We start from the raw sequence: 21,193 nt of genomic DNA on the forward strand, positions 1-21,193 counted from the left end.
CCTGCCGCCGCCAGCGTCGCATGACCGGCCAGGAGCGCTCCCATGCCTGACGACGATCACGCCGATATAAGGCCCTCCCCCGACGCGCTTCTGGAGCGGGCCGAGCGCGAGACCCGGGGCCGCCTGAAGATCTTCCTCGGTGCTGCCCCCGGCGTCGGCAAGACCTACGAGATGCTGATGTCGGGCCGCGCCCGCCGGGCGGAAGGCGTCGACGTGGTGATCGGCGTGGTCGAGACGCATGGCCGCAAGGAGACGCAGGCGCTGGTGGAGGGCTTCGAGGTCGTCCCGCGCAGGCCGGTCGAATACAAGGGCCGCTGGCTCGACGAGATGGACCTCGACGCCATCGTCGCGCGCCGCCCCGCCTTGGTGCTGGTCGACGAGCTCGCCCACACCAACGCCACCGGCAGCCGCCACCCCAAGCGCTATCTCGACGTGCTCGAACTCCTCGGCCAGGGCATCGACGTCTACACCACGCTGAACATCCAGCACGTCGAAAGCCTGAACGACGTCGTCGCGCAGATCACCCGGGTCAGGGTGCGCGAGACCGTGCCCGATTCGGTGATCGACCGTGCCGACGACGTCGAGATCATCGACCTCACCCCCGACGACCTGATCAAACGGCTGCATGAAGGCAAGGTCTATGTTCCCGACACGGCCCGGCGCGCCGTCGAGAACTATTTTTCGCCGGGCAACCTGACGGCGCTGCGCGAGCTGGCGCTGCGGCGCACCGCCCAGCGTGTCGACGAGCAGCTTTTGAGCCACATGCAGGCCCACGCCATCCCCGGCCCATGGGCCGCCGGCGACCGGGTGCTGGTCGCCGTCGACGAGCGGCCGCGCGGCGCCTCGCTGGTGCGCTACGCCCGCCGCCAGGCCGACCGCCTGCGCGCGCCCTGGGCGGCGCTGCATGTCGAGACCTCACGATCCGCCGGCCTGCCGGATGCCGACAAGGACCGCCTCGCCGCGACGCTCAGGCTGGCCGAGCAGCTCGGCGGCGAGGCCGTCACCATCCCCGGCCAGGACGTCGCCGCCGAGATCGTCGACCACGCCACCACGCACAATTTCAGCCATGTGGTCATCGGCCGGCCGGACAAGCCGCGCTGGCGCGAGATCTTCGAAGGCTCGGTCACCCACGACTTGATTCGCCAGGCCGGCAACATCAGCGTGCATGTCACGACCGGCACCGAGCAGGACGCCGGCCTGGTCCAGCGCGGCGTGAAGACCGCGCCGCAGCCGACGCGCTTCGACGTCTGGCCCTATGCGATGAGCACGGTGTTCGTGCTCGGCGCGCTGGCGGTCGGTTTCCTGCTCGACCAGTTCCTCGACGTTCGCAACATCGCGCTGGTCTTTCTCATGGCCGTGCTCACCTCGGCGGTGACAGTGGGGCTCTGGCCCGCGCTCTACACCTCGCTGGTCAGCGCCACCGTCTTCAATTTCTTCTTCCTGCAGCCGCTTTACACCCTCGACATACGTGATCCCGAGAGCGTGATCGCGCTCGTCTTCTTCCTTGTCGTCGCACTGGTCGCCAGCAACCTCACCGCCCGCGTGCAGCGCCAGGCGGCGGCGGCCCGGCAGCGGGCGCGCGCCACCGAGGACCTCTATCTGTTCAGCCGCAAGCTTGCCGGCACCGGCACGCTCGACGACGTGCTCTGGGCGACCGTCTTCCAGATCGCCTCGATGCTGAAGGTGCGGGTGGTCGTGCTGATGCCGGACAATGACGGCATCGCGGTCAAGGCCGGCTACCCGCCCGACGATACCCTGGCCGATGCCGACATCGCCGCGGCGCGCTGGGCCTGGGAGCACAACCGCGCCGCCGGCCGCGGCGCCGACACGCTGCCCGGCGCCCGGCGGCTCTACCTGCCGCTGCGCACCGGCCGCACCGCGATCGGCGTCGTCGGCCTCGACGACGACCGGCAGGGACCGCTGCTCACGCCCGAGCAGCAGCGGCTGTTCGACGCGCTCGCCGACCAGGCGGCCCTGGCGATCGAGCGCATCCAGCTCGTCGCCGACGTCGACCGGGCAAAGCTGGCGGCCGAGGCCGACCGGCTGCGCTCGGCCCTGCTGACCTCGATCTCGCACGACCTGAAGACGCCGCTCGCCGCCATCATGGGGGCAGCCGGCACGCTGCGGGAGTATTCGGGATCGATGCCGGAGGCGGATCGCGCCGACCTGCTCGCCACCATGGTCGACGAATCCGAACGGCTCAACCGCTTCATCGGCAACCTGCTCGACATGACCAGGATCGAATCCGGCGCTATGGAACCGAACAGCTCGCTGCATTTCGTCGGCGACGTCATCGGCACGGCGCTGCGGCGGGCCGCCAAGATCCTCGCGCATCACCGGACCGAGGTCGACATTCCCGCCGACCTTCCGATGCTCAGGCTCGACCCGGTGCTGTTCGAGCAGGTGTTCTTCAATCTGCTCGACAACGCGGCCAAATACGCGCCTTCCGGCTCCGTCGTCCGCCTCCGCGGCTGGGCCGAGGAGACCGCGGTCCTCCTGCAGGTGGTCGACGAAGGACCCGGCATTCCGCCGGCCGACCTGGAGCGGGTGTTCGACACCTTCTACCGGGTCCGCAAGGGCGACCAGGTGCGGGCCGGAACCGGGCTCGGGCTGTCGATCTGCCGGGGCTTCATCGAAGCGATGGGCGGCACGATCGCGGCCGGCAACAGGACCGACCGCTCCGGCGCGGTCTTCACCATCCGCATGCCGATCCCCGGCGAAACACCAGGCTGGAAGCCCTGACCATGACGACCTCGGACGTGAAGATACTCCTGGTGGACGACGAGCCGCCGATCCGCAAGCTGCTGCGTGTCGGCCTGGGCGCCGAGGGCTACGCCATCGCCGAGGCCGGCAACGGCCGAGAGGCCGCCGATCGGATGCGCGACGAGCGGCCCGATCTCGTGCTGCTCGATCTCGGCCTGCCCGACATTCCCGGCCACGACCTGCTGGCCAGGTGGCGCGCCGAGAAGCTGGAGCTGCCGATCGTCGTCCTGTCCAGCCGCACCGACGAGGCCGGCATCGTCAAGGCGCTGGAACTCGGCGCCGACGACTATGTGACAAAGCCGTTCGGCATGAAGGAGCTGGTCGCGCGTATCCGCGTGGCGCTGCGCCATCGCCTGCAGCAGCAGGGCGAGCGGCCGGTCTTCCACACCGGCGACCTGTCGGTCGACCTGGTCAGGAGGATCGTCAAGGTCGGCGACCGGGAGGTGAAGCTGTCGCCGAAGGAATACGACATCCTGCGCATCCTTGTTCAGCACGCCGGCAAGGTGCTGACGCATCGCCACCTGCTCGAGCAGATCTGGGGCGGCTCCACCGATGTCCAGTATCTGCGCGTCTATGTCCGCCAGCTGCGGCAGAAGATCGAGGCGGTGCCGGACCAGCCGCACTATATCCTCACCGAGACCGGCGTCGGTTACCGGCTGCGTGAAGCCGAATAGCGTCCCCGGGCACAGGCGAGCCGCTGCATGCCCGATATGCATCAAGAGAGAGCTTTCATGAAAATCTCCGATGTCCTCAGGGCGGAGAACGCTGTCGTCGATCTTGCCGCCGCGTCGAAGAGCCGGCTGCTGCAACTGCTTTCCGAGCGGGCGGCAAAGGCGCTCGGCACCGACGGCCGGAAAATCCTGGCCGCGCTGAGCAACCGCGAGAAGCTCGGATCGACCGGGATAGGCTACGGCGTGGCGATCCCTCACGCGCCCCTTGGCGAGATCGCCATGCCTTTCGGTTTGGCGGCGAGGCTCGCCCGGCCCATCGCCTTCGAGTCGATCGACGAGGTGCCGGTGGATATCGTCGTGCTGCTGCTCACCCCGGCGCGGGACCGCACCGCCCATCTCAACGTGCTTGCGGCCATCTCGAGACGGCTGCGGCAGCCGGACGTGCTGACGATCGCGCGCGCCGCGGCCGACGCCGCGCGATTCCACCGGGCGATCGTCGGAGAGGACACGGCCGCGGATGCCGGCTCCGGCCTCGGTGAAAAATCTCTGGTCGCCGGTGCAACCGGGCCGCGCAGTCTCCGTTGAGCGGCATCCATGTTCCTGAGGGATGCGAGATGAGCCTTGCGAGCTTCTGCAGACGCCCGGCGCTGGCGGTTGCGAAGGATCTCATCGGCGCCGAGCTTCTGGTCGACGGCGTGGGCGGCATCGTCGTCGAGACCGAGGCCTATGAGCCGGACGACCCCGCCTCCCACAGCTACCGCGGCGAGACCCCTCGCAATCGCAGCATGTTCGGTCCGCCCGGATGCGCCTATGTCTACCGTTCCTACGGGCTGCACTGGTGCCTGAACGTCGTCTGCATTCCCGGCAGCGCCGTCCTGATCCGCGCCCTGGAGCCGCGCTGGGGCCTGGCCGAGATGCAGTCCCGCCGGGGCATGGATCGTGCAAACCTGCTCTGCTCCGGACCGGGACGGCTCTGCCAGGCGCTGGCGGTTGACGGGCGGCTGGACGGACTGCCGCTCGACCAGCCGCCGTTCCAGCTCCGCATGCCGGCGGCACCGATGCCCGTCGCGTCGGGAAGCCGCGTCGGCATCACGCGCGCCGTCGAGAAGCAATGGCGTTTCGGGTTGGATGGATCGGCGTTCGTAAGCGCCCGGTTCGTGCCCTGAAACGGCGCACCGCAGCTCGGTACAAGACCGTTCGACGAAACGGGCAGGGAACCGAAGCCCCGAACTCCAGGTTCGGTCGGGTAGTGCAGCCCGGGGAGTGTCATGAACAAGCGGAAGGCCAAGGCACGCGCGAAAAAGGGGAAATCGCTGCGCCAGGTGGGCGCGGTGCCGTACCGGGTCACCGGCAAGGGCGAGATCGAGGTGATGGTGATCACGTCGCGCGGCAAGCGCCGGTTTCTGTTCCCCAAGGGCTGGAAGATGAAGGGCAAGAGCGCTCCCGAGGCGGCCGCGCGGGAAGCGCTTGAGGAAGCCGGCGTGGTCGGCACGCCGGCCGGCTCGGCGATCGGACGCTATGAATATTGCAAGCGCCTCGGTTCCGTCGTGGCGCCGATCCGCGTCACCATGTTCCCGATGCGCGTACGCCGCGAACTGTCGGATTGGTCCGAGAAGCGGCAGCGCAAGCGTGCCTGGGTGAAGCCGTCCGTGGCCGAGAAGCTGATCGAGCATCCGGGTCTCGGATCGCTCGCCCGCGACCTGCCGTGATCCCGGTTCCTCGCTCGGACGGTACCGAGTAGCTCAGCCCGCGTCCGGTGCGTCGGCCGGCCCGGTATAGCGGCGCTTGATCGCTTCGGCGATCCGCTGCCGGCTCTCCTCCGGCGAAAGCGCCTCGTCCACCTCCACCGCGGCGGTTTCGTCCGCGAGCTCCTCGTCGCGGATCTGGGTGCGGAACCAGTCCGAATAATCGCCTTGCCGCCGGTGGTGCTCCCAGGTGCGGTCGTCGATCCCTTCCGCGATCTGGATGAACATCATCAGGTTCTGCGCCCGCAGTTTCATCGCGTTGTCGGGCCCGCGGAAATAGAAGCTGCCGGCTTCATCGATCTCGCCTTTGGCGTATTTCTTCGTATGGCGCTTGCGCGACTGCCGCGGCATCTCCGGCTTCACCAGGCGCAGCCGCCCTTCGGCCGGCCGCCAGAACAGCACGTGCTCCGCATCGGGCGACGCAAGTCCGTCCGGCGGCTCCACCCCGGTGACGCCGCAGAAGGTGCGGATGACCTCCGGCGCCTCGGGCCCGAGTGCCAGCACGGCGGTCACCATCTTCAGGACGCCCGCCGCCACTGTTTCCGGATGGACGGTGATCAGGATGGTGCCCGGCAGTTCGCCGGGAAGCGCTAGCGAGGCACCGTCGCGCGGCTTCGGCAGCATGTGGTGGGCCTCGTCGACGAACAGCCAGTGGGGCCGCGCCGTACGGGCGCGGAACGCGGCGAGCTTCGGCAGGAACTCGGCGAAGAAGCCAGGCCGCTTGTCCACCTCCACGGCCAGGGCGCTGACGACGATACTGGTGTCGGGTTTGGCGAGCAGGTCGAAGACCTGCTTCGTCGTCGGCACGGCGGTCGGCTCGCCGACCTTCACCGACCCGTCCAGGCCGTCGTAATCGCCCTCGGGGTCGACGACGCAGAACTGGAATTTTCCCTCCACGCATCGTTCGGTGATGGCGGTCGCCAGCGTCGATTTGCCGATGCCGGAGCTGCCGGCGATGAGGACGCAATCCGTCGGCCGCAACTGGATATCGCCACCCTCCTGGTCGACGCCGATGCGAAGCCCGTTGCGCGGCGCGCGCCCGAGATCGGCGTCCAGTTCCATCAAGGCGGCGACCAGTTCCTCCACGCCCTCGCCGCGGCTGCCGGCGGTGACGAGGTCGGCGGTGTCCTTGACCGCCGGCAGGGCGTTGGCGACGGCCACGCTGCATCCGCAGGCGCGCAGGAAGGCATGGTCGTTCTCGGCATCGCCGACGCCGGCGACATTGTGCGCGGACAGCCCGAGTTCCGCGAGCGCGGCCGCGAGCCCCGTCGCCTTGTTGACACCGCTGGGCAGGATCATCACCGCGCCCTTGTTGAAGACGATGTCCAGTTCCAGGCCCTGGGCCTTGATCACCTCCAGCACGGTCGCCTGGTGAGGCTCCCAGGTGGCGACGATGGAGTTGCCGACCGAAAGCGGCTGCACACCCCTTGCCGCGAGCGCCTCTACGAAGGCCGCCGGCGGTTCCGGCGCGATCGTTTTTTCCTCGCCGCTGTCGGGCTGGTAGAGGACCGCGCCGTTCTCGGCGACGACGGTGTCGAAGATGTCGAGTTCGGGAAAGACCCGCTTGAGGTCCGGCAGCTCGCGCCCGGTCACCAGGATGAGCTTGCGGCCCGTTTCCTTGAGGCGCTGGATGGCTTCGAAGGTGGAACGGCCGACAATTCCGTCATGTGCGAGCGTCCCGTCATAGTCGGTGGCGAGCGCGATGAAATACATTGGCGGTCCTCGCAGCGTCCGTGAGGCCGGCCGCGTTCGGACCGGTTCCTCTCAACGCGTCAGGTCGGTGCCGGCTCCCGGCAAACTGCGAAATAAAGCGCCTCCACCAGGCCGGCTGGCTTCGGGCCACCGGCGGTCGAGGTGGAACAACGGCCTGCCTCGGCAGTTAGCGACCATGCGCCGCGGCTTTGCCCGGGTTGAGGGCTTCGTCCGTGCATCGCGGCGGCGCTTTCGCCAACCCAAAAGGAGGCCCATCATGAGAATGCATCTTTCCAGCGCCCTGGCCGGTCTTGTCCTGCTCGGGGGTATCGGAGCGGCTGTCGCCCAGGACGTTGTGATCGCGCCCGAACAGGAGACGGTGATCCGCGAATACGTCAAGAAGCAGCCGCTTGCTTCGGTCAACCTGCCGGGCGTGGAGTTGAACATCGGCTCGACCGTCCCCGAGACCGTCGAGCTGCAGACGCTCGACGTGCCGGACGTGCAGTATCGTTATGTCGTGGTCGACGGGCGGACGGTTCTGGTCGAACCGCAGAGCCGCAAGATCGTCCACATCCTGAACTGACGCACACATCATCTGGTGAGCCGGCCGATCTGCTTCGGCCGGCTCGTTCCTTGCTCGGGAGGGCACCATGGCTGACCGACAATCCGTTGCCGAAGGGCTGGACGCGACCGAGAGGGAGCAGGCCGAGATCCGTCATCTCGCCGAAAATACCGATCTGTCGCCGAAACAGGCGCACGAACTCGTGCGCCGGCATGGAACAGATCGCAAGAAGCTGATGGAAATCGCCAAAACCTTCAAGGCGGAAGGCTGAAATCCTCGCATTCCTCCCGATTTTCGGGTCATTCCCAGACGTTTTATGGCGTCGTCGGATCGTGCAGCGCGTCGGGCATCGGCGTGGCTTCGATGCGGACGACGCGCTCGTCGAAGGCGCCATGGCGCGCGATGCCGACGGCCACCGGATTCGGCGTCTCGTAGGCCCACATGGCATCCTTGGCGCCGTCACCGACGGCGCTGACGTTCCAGTAGCTGGCCATGCCCTTGATCGGACAGCGCGACACCGTGTTGCTCTTGGCGAACAGATCGAAATAGATGTCGTCGAAGGGAATGTAGAAGACCGGATCGTGACCCGGCTCGTACAGCACCCTCGCCCGTTCGCTCGATGCGATGATCGCGTCGGAGAACCTGGCGGTCACGGTGCCGGCAAAGGGCTCGATCGAGATTTCCTGCGGCCTGGGCGACGGGGATGCGGCGGTCATCGGATTTCTCCCGTTTGTCTCAACTCTCTCGGTCAACTCCGCCGTGCCGAAGCCGTTCCCATGTCCCCGTCGGGCACGCCGGCGAGAACCTCCCGCTCGATCCATCGGTGGACGGCGGCGACGTCCGGCAGCGTGACGCTGGCGGCGGTCGGTCCCGCGGGGCGCACACGGATCGAGATGCCGCCCTCGTCGTTGACGTATTCGAAGCCGCTTTCATCGGCGACGTCGTCGCCGATGAAGACCGGAACACGTCCGGCAAACGGCTCGACCTCCATGAAGCGGGCGATGGCGGCGCTCTTCAGCGCCTCGATCGGCAAAAATTCGAGCCCGGCGTTGCCGGCGACGATCCGATAACCCTCGGACAGGCTGCTGAGGGCTGCCTGGGCGGCGGCGCGGACGGCCGGGAAGACCGCCGGTGCAGCGCGTGTATGGATCGCCAGCACGGGACCCTTGCGCTCGAAATAGACGCCTTCGGCGGTATGGAACTCCTTCTCGAGCGCGTCCGCGACCGCCGCCATATCCGCCGGCTCGTCGGCCGCCTCGATCGGGCCGTCGGGTGTCAGCCGATGCTCCAGCCCGTAGAGCCCGGCCGCCGGCAGGGAGAGCGGCGAAAACACCCGGTCGACCATGGCGACGGTGCGGCCGGTGACGAAGGCGAGCGCGCCGTCGAGTGCTGAGGCCGCCTGCGAAAGCAGCGCGCGCAGATCGTCATCGACCTTGACCGCATCCGGATGCGGCTGGTGCTCCAGCAGAGTGCCGTCGATATCGAGAAAGAGAGCGATGCCGGCTCCGGGCGGAAGACCTTCGGACCGCTGGTTGCCGTGGATCATGCCGTCGTCGCTCCAATCGGTTGCTGCGCGCTTCTGAAAAGATTCTGGTTCGCCATCGTCTCGTCCAGGGCGGCACGCTTGCGCAGGCGGGCCGCGTCGAGCAGCATGTTGCCGGCCCAGCGGTAGACGTTGTTGACCCTGACGTTCTCGCGCATCCGCTGCATCCGGCCCCGCTGCTCCTCCTCCGACATGGTCAGCGCCTGGTAGAACGCCTCGCCCATGGCGCTCGGATCGTAGGGATTGACCACGAGGGCCTCCAGCAGCTCGCGCGAGGCGCCGGTGAAGGCGCTGAGGACGAGCACGCCCAGTTCGTCGTCGCGTGCGGCGACGAACTCCTTGGCGACGAGGTTCATGCCGTCGTGCAGGCTGCTGACCACGCAGAAATCCGCCGCGCGGTAGAGCATGGCAAGGTCGTCCTGGTCGTGGTGGCGGTCGAGCAGCACGATCGGCCGGTAGTCGCCGCGGCCGTAGCGCTCGTTGATCTCGTCGACCAGCTCGACGCACTCGCGGTAGAGCTGCTGGTATGCGGGCAGCGTGCCGCGGCTGGGGGCTGCCACCTGCAGGAAGACCAGCCGGCCGATCCAGTCCGAATGCTGCTGGAAGAACTCGTCGAGCGCATGGAAGCGGTCGAGGATGCCCTTGGTGTAGTCGAGCCGTTCCACCCCGACGGCGAGCTTCACGTCGGCAGGCAGCCCGAGCCGCTGGAATACGGCTTGCCGTGTCTCGGCCGCTCCGGCCCGGCCCTCCTCGTCCTCGGGCCATTCGATCGAAATCGGATAGGAATGCACCGCCGTCAGCGAGCCGCGATAGGAGATCGCCGCCGCCTCGCGGTCGATGCGCGACTCCAGGAACCGGTCGACGCTTTCGATGAAATTGTTGCAGTGCAACTGGATATGGAAACCGACGATCGAGCTGCCGAGCAGGCCGTCCAGGATCTGCTCGCGCCATGGGCAGACGCTGAACACCTCGGCGTTCGGCCAGGGGATGTGCCAGAAGGTGATGATGGTCGCGTCCGGCAGCTTCTCGCGGATCAGCCGCGGCAGCAGGGCGAAGTGATAGTCCTGGATCAGCACGATCGGACGATCGCTCTTGGCCTCCTCGACCACCACCTCGGCGAACTTGCGGTTGACCGCCTGGTAGCATTCCCAATCGGCGGCGCGGAACATCGGCCGCGTGAAGGCGATATGGCAGAGCGGCCACAGGCCTTCATTGGCGAAGCCGAAATAATAACCCTTGTATTCCTCCTCGCTCAGCCAGACGCGCCGCAGCGTATAGGCCGGGTCGTCGGGCGGGACGGCGATACGATCGTTGCGATCTACGACGTCCCTGTCGGCCGTGCCGCTGCCATGGGCGATCCAGGTGCCGGCGCATGTGCGGGTGATCGGCTCCAGCGCCGAGACCAGGCCGCTGGCGGGAACGTGCAGCTTAATGCGGCCGTCGACCCGTTCGTGCACATAGGGCTCGCGGTTAGAGACGACGATCAGCTCCTCGTCCGGCAGCTCACGTTCGAGAACCTGCCGCAGCATGTCCGGTGACCATTGGATGAGACCGTCGTCGGGAGATTGGCCATTGTGGTCGGCCGCAGGCGGCGTGGCCACCATGGGTACTGCGATCGGCGGGGATTGCACCTTCCCCTGCTCATTGGCGCGCCGCCTCAGGACGAAAAGCGAGAACCCAACAGCCATGATCGACAAGAAAAGACTTATTCCGATCGCGCTCCAGGACGCGACCGCTGCAACCTCGCTTTCGGGGATCATTCACTCATTCCAGCTTTGCCGGCAGACCGGTCGACAAGGCCGAAACTGTTGCAGTGCGAAATAGTTCCGTGAAAAATGGTCACGAGCGGACGATCAGCGGCGCCAGCCCCTCGTGCCGCTCGTCGAGATAGCAGACGACGCGGTCGCCGACCCGCTGGAAATGAAGGTCGACCTGCGCCTTGCCGACGGCGAGCCGGCGGACGGTCAGATTGTCGATGCCGATCGGCAGCCGCGGCCGGTCGATGTTGATCTCGCCCCGCCATCCGTCGACCCGGATGCCGAGGCAGGCCTGCATGAGCATGAACATCGACCCCGCCGACCAGGCCTGCGGCAGGCAGGCGACGGGATAGGCGACAGGCGCCTCGCCGGGCGAGCGGGTGAAGCCGCAGAACAGCTCCGGCAGCCGCATCTGGAAATGCACGGCCGCCTCGAACATGCCGCTCATCAGCTTCACGACGCTGTCGCGTTCCTTGTAGTTGGCCAGCCCGGCGGCACAGATGGCAGTGTCGTGCGGCCAGATCGAGCCGTTGTGATAGGACATCGGATTGAAGGGAACCTCGTCGTCGGCAAGGGTGCGCACGCCCCAGCCGCTGTTGAAGCGGGCGCCGAGCAGTTGTTCCGCCACGCGCGCCGCCCGCTCCGCCGACGGCAGGCCGACATAGAGCAGATGGCCGGCATTGGACGTCCGGACCGCGCATTTTTCGCCATTGCCGTCGATGGCGAGCGCATAGGTGCCGAGCTCCTCCATCCAGAAATGATCCTCCACCGCCGCGCGCATGCGTTCCGCCAGCTTGCGCCAGCGCTTGGCGAGGTCGGCTTCGCCGCGCCGCTTGGCGAGCGCCGCGAGCCCCTGATAGGCGCCGAAGACGTAGCCCTGCGCCTCGACCAGCGCGATCGGTCCGGGCGGGATGCGCCCGTCGGCGTGAAATACGGAGTCCCAGCTGTCCTTCCAGCCTTGGTTGGAAAGGCCGGAATCGGCGCCGCGCTTGTAGGTGACGAAGCCGTGCGGGTCACGCCGGCCGACCTGCTCCATCCACGACGCCGCGGCGCACAGCGACTCCCAGTTGCGCTCGAGATATTCCGCGTCGGCGGTGCGCTCGATATAGGCGGCCGCCAGGTAGAGATAGAGCGGCGTCGTATCGACCCCGCCATAGTAGCGGCCGAAGGGCAGCTCGCGCAGCACCGCCATCTCGCCCTTGCGGGTCTCGTGCATGATCTTGCCGGGCTCGGAATCGCTGAAGGCCGAGGTCTCCGTCGACTGGTGCTGGGCCAGGAAGGACAGCACGCCGAGCGCGAGGGCCGGATTGAGCCACAGCATCTGCATGGCCGAGATCACGCCGTCGCGCCCGAACGCGGTGGAGAACCAGGGTATGCCGGCATAGGGATAGGGTCCGGTCTCGAGTTCCGTCGTCAAAAGCGCGATGTCGGCGCGGGCGCGGGTCAGCCAGTCGTTGAACACGCGGCCGGAGCTGAACACCGTGGCGCCGTGGCGGCGCTTCGAGCGCATGGCGTAGCGGGCGCGTGCCGCCGCCGCCCGAAAACTCTCCCGGCCCGGCGATGTCGGCTCGCCACCGACCTCGATGAACAGCTTCTCGCGGCCGCGCGGAGCGATCTCGATGGCGAATTCGATGGCGCCGGCCGAGAGCGTCTCCGGCCGCGCCGAAAAGCTGATGACGGATTTGCGCAGCACGCCGTCCAGGCCCTCATAGGCGTAGGTGACGGTGCCTTCGGCGATGTCGGCGTCGAGGAAACGCCCGCGCTTGCTGCGGTGCGTGCCGCGCACCTCGAACATGTCGCGGAAATCGGCGCCAAACTCGATGCGCAGCCGCAGCCGGACGGTGCGGCCCCAGTAATTGGAGAGCGCGATCCGCTCGTACATGCGGTCCTGCCAGAGCAGCCGCGTCCGCTGGATATGGACGACGCCCTGCGGCGTCTCCTCGTTTCCGGGACCTCTCGATGTCCTGTTCGTCAGGTTCGCCGTGAACAGGATGTTGTCCTGCGACAGCGACGCGCCGAGCAGCGACGGCACCTGCCCGTCGACAGTGAGCCTGAGCAGCGACAGCACGCGCGTGTCGTTGCGGAAGAACCCGTCGCCGACGCCGCGCACGTCGCCATGCGCGTCGGTGACCATGAAGCAGTCCTCGTGCTTCAGCGCGAACTGCCGGTGCGGGTCGCGGGGCGTTGCTTCATCGAGAGCCGAAAGGGCGATTGCGGGGTCGAGCTGGCGTTCATTCTGGTGGGGCATGCCTGCTACCATTCACCCGCGATGCGGCAATGTTTTGGCCAAACGGCCGGGGGCGTGCTTGCGGCGACGCGGCGGAATCCGCGAGCAGCAACGCATAGACGGCCTCGTAGTCGTCGATCATGCGCTCGGCGGAGAAGCGCCGCTCGAACACGGCGCGAATCTCGTTGCGGTCGAGCCTGCCGAGTTCGCCGACGCGAGCCACCGCCGCATCCACCGAATCGACGATGAAGCCGCTCACCCCGTCGTCGACGATCTCCGGCATGGCGCCTTCGTTCCAGGCGATCACCGGCGTGCCGAACGCCATCGCCTCGATCACCACCAGCCCGAAAGGCTCCGGCCAGTCGATCGGGAACAGCAGGGCGGCGGCCCCTTGCAGGAAATCGGCCTTCTCCGTCTCGCCGACCTCGCCGACATAGACCACCTTTTCGCCGTCGATCAGCGGCTCGATCTCGTCGTGGAAATACGCCCGGTCGTCCGCGCCGACCTTGGCCGCGATCCTCAGCGGCAGGCCGCTGCGCCGCGCGGTCTCGATCGCCCGGTCGGGACGCTTGTCGCGGGAGAGCCGGCCGAGAAATGCGAGATACGGCTCCGTCGAGCTGCTCCTCGGCGGGGGCATAGGAAAATGCGCGAGCGGCAGGCCGTGATAGACATTGCCGACCCAGTTCGCCGCCGGCAGAGGCCGGCGCTGCCTCAGGGAGATCGAGATGAACGGAAAGTCCGGCCAGCGCGCCAGCGCGCCAGGCAGGTCGCTGTAGTCGAGCCGGCCATGCGGCGTCGTCACCGTCTTTTCCGGACAATGCTCGAAGAACGGGAAATGTTGGAAATGGCTGAGATGGAAGTGGATCAGGTCGAACTCGTCGGCCCGCCGGCGCACCTCGTCCAGCATGGACAGATGCGCCGCGATCGCCGAGGTCAGCGGGCGCGGGTCGAGCCGCAGCGCCGTCTCCCGGCAGGGGGCCAGCCTGGCGCGCGTCGCCGAATCGCTGCTGGCGAACAGCGTCACCTCATGCCCGCGATCGGCGAGACCGTCGCACAGATAGGAGACGATCCGCTCGGTGCCGCCATAGAGGCGCGGCGGCACGGCCTCGAAAAGCGGCGCGACGTGGGCGATCTTCATTCGTTTCAAGACTATCCCCTCAAACATCGATGCGAGGCGCGCATGAAAGCCGCAGGCTCGAGCCTCCGCTTCCACGGCCTCGTTTTGCAGTGCAACCCGTCGGGCGGCGGATGGTTCCATGGCCGGCAGTCGAGCCGCGATGCGTATCCCCACCAGGTCGGCCACGACGACATGGAACCAATCGAACCGATCTTCGTTGCGAAAGGTTGATCTTTAGCCGGGGGTTCGGGAATGACAGTCGCATCCGTCGAAGCGGCAGGCCTTTTGACAGCAGTACCCCCGGACACCGAGCAGTTGAGCTGGCACCCCTTCATGGCGGCGCTTCCCGTCGGGATTTACACCTGCGACGCGACCGGCCGCGTCGTCCGCTACAATGAGCTGGCGGCGGAACTGTGGGGGCGTTCGCCCGACCTCGCCGAGCATCACGCCTATTGCGGCGCCTACAGGACCTATGGGCTGGACGGAAAGCCGCTCAGGCCCGCCGACTCGCCGATGGCCGAGCTCCTCGCCACCGGCAAGGCCTTGAGGGCCCGCGAACTCTGCCTCGAGCGGCCGGACGGAAGCCGCATCGTCGTCGAGGCCAACCTGAACCCTCTTCTCGACGGCGCCGGGCAGGTGATCGGCGGCGTGAGCTGCTTTCACGACATCACCGGCCGCAAGCAGGCCGAGCATTCGCTTCAGCAGATCCTGCAGGCCATGCCCGTGGCCGTCTACACGACGGATACGAGCGGCACGCTTACCTTCTTCAACGAAGCGTCGGCGGAATTGTGGGGATGGCGGCCGGAGATCGGCGTAAGCCAGTGGTGCGGTTCCTGGCGGCTCCGCCACCTCGACGGCGAGCCGATGGCGCACGACCAGTGCCCGATGGCCACGGCGCTGCGCGAAGAACGCGAGATCCGATGGGGCCGCGCCGTCGCCGAGCGGCCGGACGGCACGCTCGTCCCGTTCGTCGCCTTCCCAACGCCCCTGCACGATGCGGCGGGATCGCTGGTCGGCGCCGTCAACACCTTGCTCGACGTGAGCGAGCAGCAGCAGGCGGCCGATATCGGCATGCATATGGCGGCGATCGTGGAATCCTCGCTCGACGCCATCGTCAGCAAGGACCTCAACGGCATCATCACCAGCTGGAATCCCGCCGCCGAGCGGCTTTTCGGCTACACCGCCGATGAGGCGGTGGGGCAATCCGTCCTCATGCTCATTCCGGAAGGCCGGCAGGACGAGGAGACGACGATCATCGAACGGATCAGGCGCGGCGAAAGGGTGGACACCTTCGAGACGATGCGCCGCCGCAAGGACGGGACCCTCATTCCGGTCTCGCTGACGATCTCCCCCGTCCGCAACGCGCGGGGCAGGATCGTCGGCGCGTCCAAGATCGCCCGCGACATCACCAGCCACAAGGAAAGCGAGCGGCGTATCCGCGTGCTGATGCGCGAGGTCAATCACCGGGTGAAGAACCAGTATTCGGTGATCCTGGCGATGATCCGCGAAAGCGGCAAGCGCAGCAGCGACCCGGCCGGCTTCGAGCTTCAGGTGCGCGAGCGGATCATGGCGCTGGCGGACTCGCACGATCTTCTCGTCAGCGCCGACTGGAGCGGCGCCACCGTCTGCGAGCTGCTGCGGGCGCAGGTGAAGCCCTTCGCCGACAGCGAGCGGATCACGCTGTCGGGCCCGCCGCTGCTGCTGCATCCCAATGCCGTCCAGTATCTCGGCATCGCCTTCCACGAGCTGGCCACCAACGCGACCAAGCATGGGGCGCTTTCGGTGAAGGGCGGCCGCATCGTCGTGGACTGGCAGATCGTGCCGGGCGACGACGGCATCGACTATCTGGAGCTTGCCTGGCGCGAGGAAGGCGGCCCGCCCGCCACGCCGGCCGAGCGGACCGGTTTCGGCTCGGTGGTGCTGCAAAGGATCACCCCGCAGGCGCTCAACGGTTCGAGCGAGATCCTGTACGGCGACAGCGGCATCACCTGGTGGCTGCGCGCGCCGCTGGACAGCGTCGTCGCCCGCGACGACGGCGACGCCTGACGCCGTCCGGCATCTAGCCGCGCAGGCGTTCCAGCACCTCGTCGACGGTCGCGGTCTCGACATGCTGGCCGTAGCGCGTCGCGAACAGGTCTAGCATGGCGTCGTGGGCTTCGTCGGAAGCGCTGCACAGCGCGTCGCTGACGAGGATCGTGCGGTAGCCTAGGTCGGCCGCGCCGAGCACGGTGGACAGCACGCACATGTCCGTCTCGCCGCCGGTGATCAGCAGCGTGTCGCAGCGCCGCGCCCGCAGGCGCGCATCGAGATCGGAGCCGAGCCAGGGCGAATACACCGGCTTGTCCACCATCTCGGCCGGCGGCACGAACCGCGCCAGCTCGGGCACCAGCTCGACCATGTCCGCGCCGATGCGGTCGAGCGTCATGGACGCCCAGCGCCGGTAGTAGCGGCGCCACGCCCCCTGCCCCTCGCCCGGCCTGCGCGCCGGGATGAAGCGCGTGAAGACGGTCCGCGCCGGGTCGCGCTCGCATAGCCGGACCACGTTGGGGAGCACGCGCGGCATCCACGGAAGCGCCCATTCGGTGCCGGCCGCGAACAGCCGCTGCATGTCGACGCACACATGGGCGAAGCCTGGACCGACCCACTCGTCCCGGATGGTCGACCTGGCCATCAGGGTTTTGTCGCCGCGCCGGCCGTTTGAGCTGGCAAAACCCGCATCCTGAACAACCGACGTCCGTTCTGGAGGAACCTGGTGCCGTCCCGCCGGGAGCCCGACACAATCGGCCGTAAACGTCCCCGGCTGCCCCAGGTTCCGGCAAAATCCCGTGCATTGCGTGAATGCAGCGCGCGCCATGCCGGTCCTCCGGTTGACGTTCGCCCCTCCGGCACCCTACGCCTTCCCACGATGACCCGGAACATGTCCGAGAAGATGGAGAAGAGCCGGACGGCACGCCCGGCGGAGAACGCGCCGCCGAAGCCCGCCGCCGCGGCGGTCCGCTATGCGGTGCTGGTCTTCCCCGGTTTTCCGCTGATGGCCTTTTCCTCGGTGATCGAACCGCTGCGCGCCGCCAACATCCTCTCCGGCAAGCAGTGCTACTCATGGATCACCGTCGGCCCGGAAGACGCCAAGATCGTCGCTTCCAACGGCGTCGGCATCGATCCCGACTACGGCGTGCGCAGCGCGCCGCCGGCCGACCGCATCGTGGTGTGCTCGGGCGGCAATGCCGACAACCTCGTGGCCGAGGACGCGGTCGCCTGGATCCGGAAAAGCCTGCGCGCCGGCGCCCATATCGGCGCGGTGGCGGACGCCGCCTTCTTCCTCGCCCGCGCCGGCCTGCTCGACGGCCATTCCTGCACGCTGCACTGGACCAGCCAGCCCGCCTTTCGGGAGGCCTTTCCCGAACTCGACATGCGGCGCGACCTCTATGTCATCGACCGCCGGCGCTTCACCTCGGCCGGCGGCGTCGGCTGCCTCGACATGATGCTGGAACTGATCACCAGGGACTATGGCGCGGAGCTCTCGGCCGGGGTCGCCGAATGGTACGTGCACAGCCCGCTGCGCTCGAGCATCGACAGGCGGATGATGCCGCTGCGCCTCAGGACCGGTATCCGCGACCAGCTCGTGCTGTCGGCCGTCGCCATCATGGAGGATTCGGTCGAGGAGCGCCTCACCATGCCGGCGCTGGCCGAGCGCCTCGGCATCTCGCCCGACAAGCTCGAGCGCGCCTTCCAGGCCGAGTTGAAGACCGTGCCGAGCGCCTATTACCGGCGGCTGCGGCTGCGCCGGGCGGCCGAGCTCCTGACCCACTCCTCGCTGCCGGTCGGCGAGGTCGCGCTGTCCTGCGGCTTCGCCAACCCGTCCAGCTTCGCGCGCGCCTTCCGCGAGCAGTTCGGCCATGCGCCCGGCGAGGTGCGCCGCCGCCGCTCGATCGCCGGCGAGGTGCCGCGCAACTAGGCGTGGAATGGCCCGGCCCCCTCACGCCTGGAACCAGCGTCACCTTTCGCGGTCTTGATCCCGGTTACGGTCCCGGCGCGGCTGTGGATTCCCTTTCCGGGGTGCGCGGCCCTGTTTCTCCCGCTGCTGGCCAATAGGCCGCATCCTTCGGCTATTCGTCTCGACTGACGGTCAAGAGCGTGCGGTTGCGCGCCTTTTCTCGCACTTGGTCAAAGACCTGCTGGCCGAGGCCGCGCGGTATCATCCCAAACGACCATTCGCCCTTGCGGGCTTGGCTGATCCCATAAGGTATCCGGCCTTTCTCCCACGTGAGCCGATTAACCTGATCCGTCTTTATCCAGGATTGCTCGTAATCGAGGCCAAGATGCTTCGCGACGGCGGCGGGTACCTTAATACCGGCCTCGCTCCTACCGGGCGGTGAATGCGTGATGGCGCAGAGCAACACATCCTTCGTACCGTCTGGCCTTTCAGCGGAGGTTATCACAATGGCGCAAGGCCGATCCTTGCCGCTATCGAGACCCGCCTGCTTTTCCTCTTTCCAGAGGAAGTCATAGCGCACCACCAGACCGGGCTTAGGTTCGAGCGCCACGCCACTATTTCATCAGGTGATCAAGGTGCGGCGTCGGCTCGCCCTGATAGCCCTTTTCGAGCTCGGCGACGATATCGTCGGGAAGCTCGTGCGTGTAAAACGCCTGCCGGGTATCGAGTGCCTTAAGTCGCTTATATTCTTCCGCCGACACGACGACGAGGCTTTCCCGCCCATGGTGGGTGACCGAAACCGGCTCCTTGAGCGCCAAATCCCGGTAACGGCCGAACTGCTTCTGCAATTCGGCGGCTGTGACAGTGATCATAAGTCACCTCCTTTCAAATTTTCCCCATAATAGCAAAAATCCGGAAAATAGCCAAACTTGTCCGATCCACCAAACTGCGGTCTCAAGTGCGATGCCGGAGCGGCAGTGTCAAAGTTGGCAACGAATTGACTGTGTCCCACGGTCGCGAGCCGCAGCCAATCCGGGAGGGTCCGGGCCAGCGTCGCAGACTTGGTCATTCCCTGAAATCGCTCGACCAGCACGCGGAACCTTGCACAGAATCTGCGGTAATTCGCACACCATTCCAACCCGCCCTCGTTCATTGTCCGAACCTTCTGGAGTTCCCGACATGAGCATCGTCGTTTTCGATCCCGACAGCACCGAGGATGTGGATTTCAAGGAGCGCATGCGCCATCCCGCCGCGGCCGATCCGGCGGGCGGCATGTGGCTGTCCGACACCGAGCCGTCCTTCATCGACGCCGACGCGTTGCGCAAGGGGCGGCTGGCGAAGCTGCGCGCCTGGATGCGCGAGGCGGGCTACGGCGCGGTCGTGCTGTTCGACCCCTACAACCAGCGCTACGCCACCGGCTCGCGCAACATGTTCGGCTACTTCCTGCGCAATTCCACGCGCTACTTCTTCATCCCGACCGAAGGGCCGGTCGTGCTCTTCGAATACCCGCAGAGCTACCACGTCTCCATGGTGCTCGACACCGTCGACGAGGCACGCCCGTCGAAGCTGGTGTGGTCGTCGGTATCCGGTCGCGACGACGAGACCGCCGGCCCGTTCGCCGACGAGATCACGGATCTGCTCAAGGCGCATGGCGGCGGGTCGATGAAGCTCGGCCTCGACCGCTGCGGCCATCTTCAGGCGCTGGCGCTGGAGAAGCGCGGCTGCGAGGTCAGGGACTGCCAGGGCGAGATCCTTGCCGTGCGCGCCGTCAAGACGCCGGAGGAGATCAAGTGCCTGCAGGTGTCGATGGCCGGCGCCGAGGCGGCGGTTGCCGCCGTGCGCGAGGCGATCAGGCCGGGCGTGTCGGAGAACGACCTCTTCGCCATCATGTATCACGAGGTCATCCGCCAGGGCGGCGAGTTCATCGAGACGCGGCTCTTGACCTCCGGCCAGCGCACCAATCCGTGGTTCAACGAGGCGAGCGGCCGCAAGATCAGGCCCGGCGAGCTTGTCGCGCTCGATACCGACACCATCGGCTGCTACGGTTACTACTCCGACTTCTCGCGCACCTTCCGCTGCGGCCCGGGCAGGCCGACGGCCTACCAGAAGTCGCTCTACCGCATGGCCTACGACCAGGTTCAGCACAATATCGGCATCGTCAGGCCGGGCATGGCCTTCCGCGAGATCGCCGAGAAGGCGTGGAAGATCCCCGGCCGCTTCGTCGACCAGCGCTACACCTCGGTCATGCACGGCGTCGGCATGCATGGCGAGACACCGTTCATCGCCCACGCCATGGACTACGAGACCTACGGCCGCGACGGCCACGTCGTGCCCGGCATGGTGGTTTCGGTGGAAAGCTACATCGGCGAGAAGGGCGGCCGCGAGGGCGTCAAGCTCGAGGACGAGATCCTCATCACCGAGACCGGCACCGAGCTTCTGTCGCGCTTCCCCTACGAGGACGATTTCCTGAGCGGCGAGATCTAGATGAAGCGCCCCCTAGCCATAGAGCCAGGCAAAGTCGCAGCCCTGTTCATCGACCTCCAGGAGGAGCACCGGAAGGACCAACGCTATCTGGTCGAAGGTTTCGACGCCGTGCTCGCCAACGTGCAGCGGCTGCAGGCCGCCGCGCGCGATGCCGGCGCCCCGCTCTATCATTTCGCCTATGTCGTCGACCTCGACAATCACGTGCGCCCTTTCCATCCGGTCCAGGCCGACGGCACCTCCGCCTTCAGCGACAAGAGCGATCCGCTGACGGCCGTCTGCCCGGAAGTCGCCGCCTCCGACGGCGAGCCGCTCATCATCAAGAACGAGCCCAGCGCCTTCGGCGCCGCGTCGCCGGCGGCCGACATCCGCATGCAGGGCATCGAGTGGCTGGTCGTCGCCGGCGTCTGGACGGAAGCCTGCGTCGACGCAACGGTGAAGGACGCCGTCGCGCTCAGCTTCCGCGTGCTGTTGGTGAAGGACGCCTGCGGCAGCGGCACGGCCGCCATGCACGAGACGGCGATCCTGAACCTTGCCAACCGCCTTTATGGCGGCGCGGTGACCGACACGGAGGGCGCCTGCCGGCTGCTCGCCGGCGAGACCATCGAAGCCTGGCAGATCGAGGGTTCGGTGCCGCTGCGCTTCACCTTCGACAACGCCGCCGGTCTCTACCGGGATCTTTGACGAGAGGAGGCTGACCG

21 protein-coding genes are annotated in these 21,193 nt (G+C 67.2%); 12 read left to right on the forward strand and 9 right to left on the reverse strand.

All coding sequences use genetic code 11. The features are described 5' to 3' along the window. The first annotated feature begins 42 nt into the window (after positions 1-42). The 5 genes from C7I84_RS19480 (at position 43) to C7I84_RS19500 (ending at position 5,143) form a co-directional block, all read left to right on the forward strand. The gene (locus C7I84_RS19480) at positions 43-2,742 is read left to right on the forward strand and encodes a sensor histidine kinase (RefSeq protein ID WP_106773889.1); all 2,700 of its coding nucleotides are present in this window, start codon (positions 43-45) and stop codon (positions 2,740-2,742) included. 2 nt (positions 2,743-2,744) lie between these two features. Further along, positions 2,745-3,437 (forward strand): response regulator transcription factor, encoded by a 693-nt coding sequence (locus tag C7I84_RS19485; RefSeq protein WP_106773890.1) that lies wholly within the window; start codon positions 2,745-2,747, stop codon positions 3,435-3,437. Between the two features lie 57 nt (positions 3,438-3,494). Next, positions 3,495-4,019, forward strand: a complete 525-nt coding sequence (locus C7I84_RS19490; RefSeq protein ID WP_106773891.1) for a PTS sugar transporter subunit IIA — start codon at positions 3,495-3,497, stop codon at positions 4,017-4,019. Positions 4,020-4,048: 29 nt separating this feature from the next. Next, positions 4,049-4,600, forward strand: a complete 552-nt coding sequence (locus tag C7I84_RS19495; RefSeq protein WP_106773892.1) for a DNA-3-methyladenine glycosylase — start codon at positions 4,049-4,051, stop codon at positions 4,598-4,600. A gap of 102 nt (positions 4,601-4,702) precedes the next feature. Next, on the forward strand, positions 4,703-5,143 hold the full coding sequence (locus tag C7I84_RS19500; RefSeq protein WP_106773893.1) for an NUDIX hydrolase: 441 nt from the start codon (positions 4,703-4,705) through the stop codon (positions 5,141-5,143). 33 nt (positions 5,144-5,176) lie between these two features. Here C7I84_RS19500 and C7I84_RS19505 read toward each other — a convergent pair whose 3' ends face one another. Beyond that, positions 5,177-6,892, reverse strand: a complete 1,716-nt coding sequence (locus C7I84_RS19505) for an HAD family hydrolase (RefSeq protein ID WP_106773894.1) — start codon at positions 6,890-6,892, stop codon at positions 5,177-5,179. A gap of 256 nt (positions 6,893-7,148) precedes the next feature. Between C7I84_RS19505 and C7I84_RS19510 the strand changes: the two genes are divergently transcribed. Together C7I84_RS19510 and C7I84_RS19515 are read left to right on the forward strand one after the other, a co-directional pair. Further along, entirely contained in the window at positions 7,149-7,454 is a 306-nt protein-coding gene (locus tag C7I84_RS19510) for a DUF1236 domain-containing protein (RefSeq protein WP_106773895.1), read from the forward strand. A 67-nt stretch (positions 7,455-7,521) separates the two neighbouring features. Next, complete coding sequence (locus C7I84_RS19515) at positions 7,522-7,704, forward strand: DUF3606 domain-containing protein (protein WP_106773896.1); 183 nt, start codon at positions 7,522-7,524, stop codon at positions 7,702-7,704. A gap of 43 nt (positions 7,705-7,747) precedes the next feature. Here the strand turns inward: C7I84_RS19515 and C7I84_RS19520 are convergent, their stop codons facing one another. The 5 genes from C7I84_RS19520 to C7I84_RS19540 form a co-directional block, all read right to left on the reverse strand. Further along, complete coding sequence (locus tag C7I84_RS19520; RefSeq protein ID WP_106773897.1) at positions 7,748-8,149, reverse strand: DUF427 domain-containing protein; 402 nt, start codon at positions 8,147-8,149, stop codon at positions 7,748-7,750. A gap of 32 nt (positions 8,150-8,181) precedes the next feature. Beyond that, positions 8,182-8,979: a trehalose-phosphatase gene (gene otsB / locus C7I84_RS19525; protein WP_106773898.1), complete on the reverse strand. Its 798-nt coding sequence runs from the start codon at positions 8,977-8,979 to the stop codon at positions 8,182-8,184. After that, a complete protein-coding gene (locus C7I84_RS19530; protein WP_245428504.1) occupies positions 8,976-10,505 on the reverse strand; it encodes an alpha,alpha-trehalose-phosphate synthase (UDP-forming) in 1,530 nt (509 codons plus the stop codon). Before C7I84_RS19530 ends, otsB begins: the two co-directional genes overlap by 4 nt. Positions 10,506-10,815: 310 nt before the next feature. Continuing rightward, complete coding sequence (locus C7I84_RS19535) at positions 10,816-12,981, reverse strand: amylo-alpha-1,6-glucosidase (protein ID WP_106773899.1); 2,166 nt, start codon at positions 12,979-12,981, stop codon at positions 10,816-10,818. Beyond that, positions 12,965-14,098, reverse strand: a complete 1,134-nt coding sequence (locus C7I84_RS19540) for a glycosyltransferase family 4 protein (protein ID WP_106773900.1) — start codon at positions 14,096-14,098, stop codon at positions 12,965-12,967. Before C7I84_RS19540 ends, C7I84_RS19535 begins: the two co-directional genes overlap by 17 nt. Positions 14,099-14,140: 42 nt before the next feature. Here C7I84_RS19540 and C7I84_RS30100 point away from each other — a divergent pair, with 42 nt between their 5' ends. Together C7I84_RS30100 and C7I84_RS19545 are read left to right on the forward strand one after the other, a co-directional pair. Then, positions 14,141-14,308 carry a hypothetical protein gene (locus C7I84_RS30100; RefSeq protein WP_165816139.1) on the forward strand — a complete coding sequence of 56 codons (168 nt, stop codon included), beginning with the start codon at positions 14,141-14,143 and terminating at the stop codon, positions 14,306-14,308. An 84-nt stretch (positions 14,309-14,392) separates the two neighbouring features. Then, positions 14,393-16,123: a PAS domain S-box protein gene (locus C7I84_RS19545; RefSeq protein WP_245428506.1), complete on the forward strand. Its 1,731-nt coding sequence runs from the start codon at positions 14,393-14,395 to the stop codon at positions 16,121-16,123. Between the two features lie 13 nt (positions 16,124-16,136). Here C7I84_RS19545 and C7I84_RS19550 read toward each other — a convergent pair whose 3' ends face one another. Further along, entirely contained in the window at positions 16,137-16,748 is a 612-nt protein-coding gene (locus tag C7I84_RS19550; protein ID WP_106773902.1) for a cysteine hydrolase family protein, read from the reverse strand. A gap of 246 nt (positions 16,749-16,994) precedes the next feature. Between C7I84_RS19550 and C7I84_RS19555 the strand changes: the two genes are divergently transcribed. Further along, entirely contained in the window at positions 16,995-18,032 is a 1,038-nt protein-coding gene (locus C7I84_RS19555; RefSeq protein WP_280954225.1) for a GlxA family transcriptional regulator, read from the forward strand. A 151-nt stretch (positions 18,033-18,183) separates the two neighbouring features. On the opposite strand, the gene C7I84_RS19560 is transcribed toward C7I84_RS19555, so the two are convergent. After that, positions 18,184-18,621, reverse strand: a complete 438-nt coding sequence (locus C7I84_RS19560; protein ID WP_106773903.1) for a type II toxin-antitoxin system PemK/MazF family toxin — start codon at positions 18,619-18,621, stop codon at positions 18,184-18,186. A 4-nt stretch (positions 18,622-18,625) separates the two neighbouring features. Beyond that, positions 18,626-18,883 carry a type II toxin-antitoxin system Phd/YefM family antitoxin gene (locus C7I84_RS19565; protein WP_106773904.1) on the reverse strand — a complete coding sequence of 86 codons (258 nt, stop codon included), beginning with the start codon at positions 18,881-18,883 and terminating at the stop codon, positions 18,626-18,628. A gap of 307 nt (positions 18,884-19,190) precedes the next feature. Here C7I84_RS19565 and C7I84_RS19570 point away from each other — a divergent pair, with 307 nt between their 5' ends. Together C7I84_RS19570 and C7I84_RS19575 are read left to right on the forward strand one after the other, a co-directional pair. After that, entirely contained in the window at positions 19,191-20,495 is a 1,305-nt protein-coding gene (locus tag C7I84_RS19570; RefSeq protein WP_106773905.1) for a M24 family metallopeptidase, read from the forward strand. Continuing rightward, complete coding sequence (locus C7I84_RS19575) at positions 20,496-21,176, forward strand: isochorismatase family protein (protein ID WP_106773906.1); 681 nt, start codon at positions 20,496-20,498, stop codon at positions 21,174-21,176. The last annotated feature ends 17 nt before the right edge of the window (positions 21,177-21,193 follow it).

Origin of the sequence: Kumtagia ephedrae (genome assembly GCF_003012745.1) — a bacterium.
GTDB lineage: Bacteria > Pseudomonadota > Alphaproteobacteria > Rhizobiales > Rhizobiaceae > Kumtagia > Kumtagia ephedrae.